Annotated in this window: 3 protein-coding genes; all 3 read right to left on the bottom strand. The window is 60.7% G+C overall.

Annotated elements, in window-relative coordinates; translation table 11 throughout:
* Positions 1 to 580 precede the first annotated feature (580 nt).
* On the bottom strand, positions 581 to 1,918 hold the full coding sequence (locus ACFFNA_RS35025) for an HlyD family type I secretion periplasmic adaptor subunit (RefSeq protein WP_378924440.1): 1,338 nt from the start codon (positions 1,916 to 1,918) through the stop codon (positions 581 to 583).
* Between the two features lie 13 nt (positions 1,919 to 1,931).
* Complete coding sequence (locus ACFFNA_RS35020) at positions 1,932 to 3,590, bottom strand: type I secretion system permease/ATPase (RefSeq protein WP_281005081.1); 1,659 nt, start codon at positions 3,588 to 3,590, stop codon at positions 1,932 to 1,934.
* A gap of 209 nt (positions 3,591 to 3,799) precedes the next feature.
* Positions 3,800 to 5,022, bottom strand: a 1,223-nt coding sequence (locus ACFFNA_RS35015) for a VCBS domain-containing protein (protein WP_378924439.1), incomplete at its 5' end; no start/stop codon positions are given.

The following is a 5,022-nucleotide window of genomic DNA, read 5'->3' as shown; positions in this document are numbered from 1 at the left end:
CCGCCGCAAATCGAAATCTCCATAGCCATCGACTGTGGCCCGCGGGTTCCTTCCTCGGGGACTTTCGTACGCCTGCCGGCGCCCGAAACTCTTCACGGAAGCGGTCCGTCAGCTTTCGGGATAATCGCCTCGACAAGCCGCCATGCGGCCGGTCCCGAACACGACCCGTTGACAAGTCGGTGCCTTCGCCAGCGATGCAACGATCGCCTCAGCCGTCGACGTCGTCTTCGCGTCGTGGATGACTGCTCCCTCGCGATCGAGAACGCACACATGCGTCTCTTCCATCGAGATGTACAAGTCTGCAAAATATTCCACGGTTGGTCCTCTTCAAATGACGGAGCCAATCCTAACTGTCTCCGACAAGAGCCGCTGCCCATTACTCGATGTTGAAAAAGTCCGACAAGCCGCATAGTCGGCACCTACAATAGAAACCTGCCCCACGGCAGCGCATCGTGTGGAATCAGGATTCACTTTTAGGGTCTTCGCGGAACGCCATTCTATGCAAATGCCACTGGCAGCCAGGACGCTGGACCGCGACGCCGCGAAATTCGAATCGCGAATGTGTTTGGCTCCTAGCCCACTATTTCTGGCGGAAGGCGGAGTGAAACGACACAAGCAGTGGGCCAAGAACATAGTCCAGTGCGGTGCGCTCCTCAGTGACGATCATGACCGACGCTGGCATGCCCGGATAAAGTGTGATCTGTGGGACCGCCGCCAACTCCGCCGGATCGACCACTATGTCGGCAACGTAGTAGGGGAACCCGGTTTTGCTGTCAGTAATGCGATCCGCCGAAATGCGGGTGATGCGTCCGTGAATTGTGGGTATCGAGCGCTGCTTGTATGACGTGAAGCGAACCTCGGCTGCCATGTCGGGTCGCAGGTTAGAGATATCCTCGACGTGAATCTGCGCCTGAACAATCAGGGAATTCTGCGCCGGCACGATATCGAGAATTGTCTGGCCCGGCGTGACGACCGCCCCGGTCGAGAAAACGCTGAGATCCATCACTTGACCGTCATAGGGCGAACGAACCTCGGCACGGTCCACCGCGGCCTGGGCCGCAAACATCTTTGGCACCAGGTCCGCCAGATTGGATTGGGTCTCGATCAGCATGGTCGAGAGCTTGGCCCTGCGCTCGTTGGTCAATTGCGCGATCTGGCTTTCCAGCTCGGCTTTCGTCTGGCGGCTTCCTGCGATCGCGCCCAGGCTCTCGTCGATCATGCCACGCAAATCCGAGGCCGATCTGTCCAGTTCCAGTACGCGGGTTCGTGTCGTCAACCCGGCCTTGAGGAGTTTCGACAAGCCGGCCCCCTCGTCGACGGTCGATTGCAGCTGGGCCCGAAACGATTCGACGCGGGCCTCTTTTCCCTGGATCTGTTCATCGAGCTCGGCAATCCGCCGCTGCAGGATCTGCGTGGCGCCGGCCATTGATGCGCGCTGGCTTTCCAGGTCGGCGACCTGGTTTGCCATTGCATCTTTGAGGTAGGCCTCATGCTCCTTGAGAATATCCTTCGGGAAGGCAACTGCCATGGTGCCGTCCAGCTCAGCCCGAATCCTGGCGTCGGTGGCCCGCAAGAGCGCATATTGTTGAGCGTAGAGATTGAACTCGGAGCGAATCCTGCTGTCGTCCAGCACCACCAGTATTTCACCTGATTTGACGATGTCGCCGTCCTTGACCCGTACTTCCTTTACCGTTCCGCCATCGAAGTGTTGAACGCTCTTTCGGTTCCCTTCGACCTTGACGATCGCGTCGGCCAGCACCGCCCCGTTCAGCGGCGCAAGGGCCGCCCAGCCGCCAAAGATGCCAAAAAACGCGACAATGATCAGCACGCCGATATAGACCGGGGCTCCAATGGAATCCGACGCCGGAATGCCGGCTTCGCTGGGCAGGCTGCGATAGGTGAGGGCTGTGTCGGTCAACGGTCTCTCCAGGTCATTGAGCAGCCACCGCGATCGAAGCTGAGCGTTGATTGAGAAGTGCCACGATCTCGTTTCTCATGCCGAAGGCTTCCACGCCGCCATCCCGCAACAGAAGGATCTTGTCGACATTTGCCAGCGTGCTCGGCCGATGCGACACGATGATCACCGTGCTGCCGCGGCGTTTGAGTTCGATGGCGCAATCGCTCAGCGCGCGGTCGCCATCGGCGTCGAGATTGGAGCTTGGCTCGTCGAGAACGATCAGGTTCGGCGTGCCGAAAACCGCTCGGGCAAGGGCGATGCGTTGCCGGTAGCCTCCCGACAGAACGGCACCGCCTTCGCCAATTTGCGTCTCATAGCCTTGCGGCAGGCGGATGATCATGTCGTGCACACCGGCCAATCGCGCGGCTTCGATCACCTCCTGGTCCACGTTGGTCTTGAAGCGTCCGATGTTGGCGGCGACGGTATCCGAGAAGAGCTCGATATCCTGCGGCAGGTAGCCGATATGGTCGCCGAGCGCGTCGCGCCCCCAGTGCGAGAGGTCGGCGCCGTCGAGCCTGACGGTGCCGCGGCTCGGTTGCATTATACCGGCGAGGTGACGGGCCAGTGTCGACTTGCCGGCACCCGAAGGGCCAACAATTCCCAGCGCCTCGCCCGCCTCCAGCTGGAACGATACCTCCCGAAGCAGGACTTTCTGGGGGTTTGGAATGGCATAGCTGACCTGCTCAACCGAGATTTTGCCGGTGGGCTTAGGCAGGTTGAACGATCTTTCGTTTTCCGCTTTGCCGTCGACCAGCTTGCGCACCCGCGCCAACGCGGCGCGCGCCAGGATCAGGCTGCGCCAGAGGCCGACGATCTGTTCGACGGGCTGCAGCCCTCTGCCCAGTAACAGGCTCGCCGCGAACATGGAACCGGCTGTGGTCTGTCGTTCGATGACCAGATAGGCACCGAGGCCCAGGATCAATGACTGCATGGTCAGGCGAAGAAACCTGATCGCCCCCGACATCAGAGCGGCGCGGTCGCTGGCTTCCGCCTGGCGCCGAAGGGCCAGGTTGCGGTCGCGTCCCCATCGGCGGAGCAAACCATCGACCATTCCCATGGCGCGAATGACTTCGGAGTTCCTCAGGCTCATCTCGGTGAAATTGTAGTTGGCCGTCGCGAGGTCGTTGGCCTGCTTCAGCGGCCAGCGCACCAGATATTCATTGATCACCGCCATGGCGACGAGCAGCAGCGATGAGCCCAGCGCAAAAAATCCCAGCCAGGGGTGCAGCAGGAAAATGATGCCGATATAGATGGGTGACCAAGGCAGGTCGAACAGCGCGTGAATACCGCTGCCTGTGATAACCTGCCGGAACGTGTCGAAGTCGCGTATCGGCTGGCTCTGCGATGCGCCTGATGATGAGGTCTCGACCGACGCGGCCACGATCCTTGCCGAAATCAGCCGATCGAGGCGCACGCTTGCGCGCGTAAGGATTCTGGCACGCATGAGATCGAGACCGGCAAGTGCCAGAAAGGCCGCCAAAAGCACGATGGTCAGCATCACCAGCGTGGTTTCGCTGCCGCTGGTCACGACCCGGTCGTAGATCTGAAGCATGTAAAGGGGGGAGGCGAGATAGAGGAGATTGATCGCCAGGCTGAACCCTGCCGCGATCATGAAATAATGGCGGCACGCCAAGAGGGCGTCCTTCACGATTTGGGATTTATTGTTGCTCAAAAACCTAGCGGAGAACCGCCCCCCTGTCCAACTGAACGCCCGGAACCGATACTACCTCTGATCGTTCGTCCCCGCCGGCATTCCTGGCGTAAACCTTAATGCGTAAGCTGAATCTGCAATCGGCGAGCTGCGAGGTGAGCCGTGCGTATCCGCAGGCTCACCTCTTCGGGTCAGAGCACGAAATCGCTCGCCGTAAGTCCAAGCCCGACACCTGTCAGGGTGATCTGCAGATCGGCTGTTGTGTTGCCGTTGACGTCGACATGGACAATGGTGTTGCCGCCGGCTTCCGACCACGTGATGGTGTTGGCGACGGTGGCTATATTCGACCCCCCGATCAGGAAAGCCTGATCACCGCCGCTACCCGTATTCGCGTCAATTGAGGATAGATCGATCTTGTCGACCCCGTGCACGAAGTCGGTGATGGTGTCGAAATTTCCGGCACCTGGCGCCGAATCCGTGACTGTTGGTCCGTAGTAGAATGTGTCGGATCCCGCCCCGCCGGTGAGCGTGTCGGGGCCTACGCCGCCGACGAGGCGGTCATTGCCATCTCCGCCGTTCAACGTGTCGCTGCCACCTTGGCCGAATAGCGTGTCATTGCCGGCCAGGCCGAAGATCGAGTCTGCTCCGCCATTGCCGTAGAGGATGTCGTCGCCGCCCACAGGGTTGCTGAGGTTATCCGTCGAGTTGCCATTGCTGCCGGTGAGGACCTGGAACGTCTCGCTATATTGATAGAGGGCTCCGCCTGGGTCGCCGACCTGGGTTGCCTGTACGGTGATGGAATACGCCTTGCTCGGCGAGAGGTCTGCCGAACTGAGCGTATTGCCGGCGATTGAAAACAGTCCCGAGTCCGATTGTGAGGTGATACTGTAGATGAAGCTGCCGGGATCCGGATCGGTCGCGGCCAGTGTTCCCGAGAACTGGAACGAGCCGAAACTGACATTGTCCGTCGTGGTGCTCGGCGTGAGCTGGATATCCGTCGGGGCAAACCGCGGCGGGGCATCGCTAGTGCCGAGGATGTCGATGTCGACCGAGGTGTGGGTGCCGTCGGCACTCATCACGTTGAAGCTCTCGGTGTAATGCTGGCCGGCGACAAACTCGTCGTGGGCCGAGGATGCGGTGTAAGTCCAGGCACCCGCCGAATTGATGGCGAAGGTGCCGTAGCTGCCGCCGGTTGCGGCCTGGGCGACGAAGGTCGCCGGGCTGTCGACATCGGAGATGGTCAGCGTGCCGCCGGTTGAGATGTCGGCCGCCGAATTGGTCTCGGTCAGGTTGACCGAGGCCGACGACAGCACCGCCGCGTCGTTGGCGCCATGGATGGTGATGTCGATCACCTTGGCCGTGCCATCGGCCGTCGTGACCGTCACCAGCTCGTGCAGCGTGCCGCCCGTGTTGA

The sequence above is a fragment of the Mesorhizobium kowhaii genome (assembly GCF_042431665.1).
In the GTDB taxonomy this organism is placed as follows: Bacteria; Pseudomonadota; Alphaproteobacteria; order Rhizobiales; family Rhizobiaceae; genus Mesorhizobium; species Mesorhizobium kowhaii.
The sequence above is the reverse complement of the archived record's forward strand: the minus strand, read 5'-3'. Positions and strand labels throughout refer to the sequence as shown.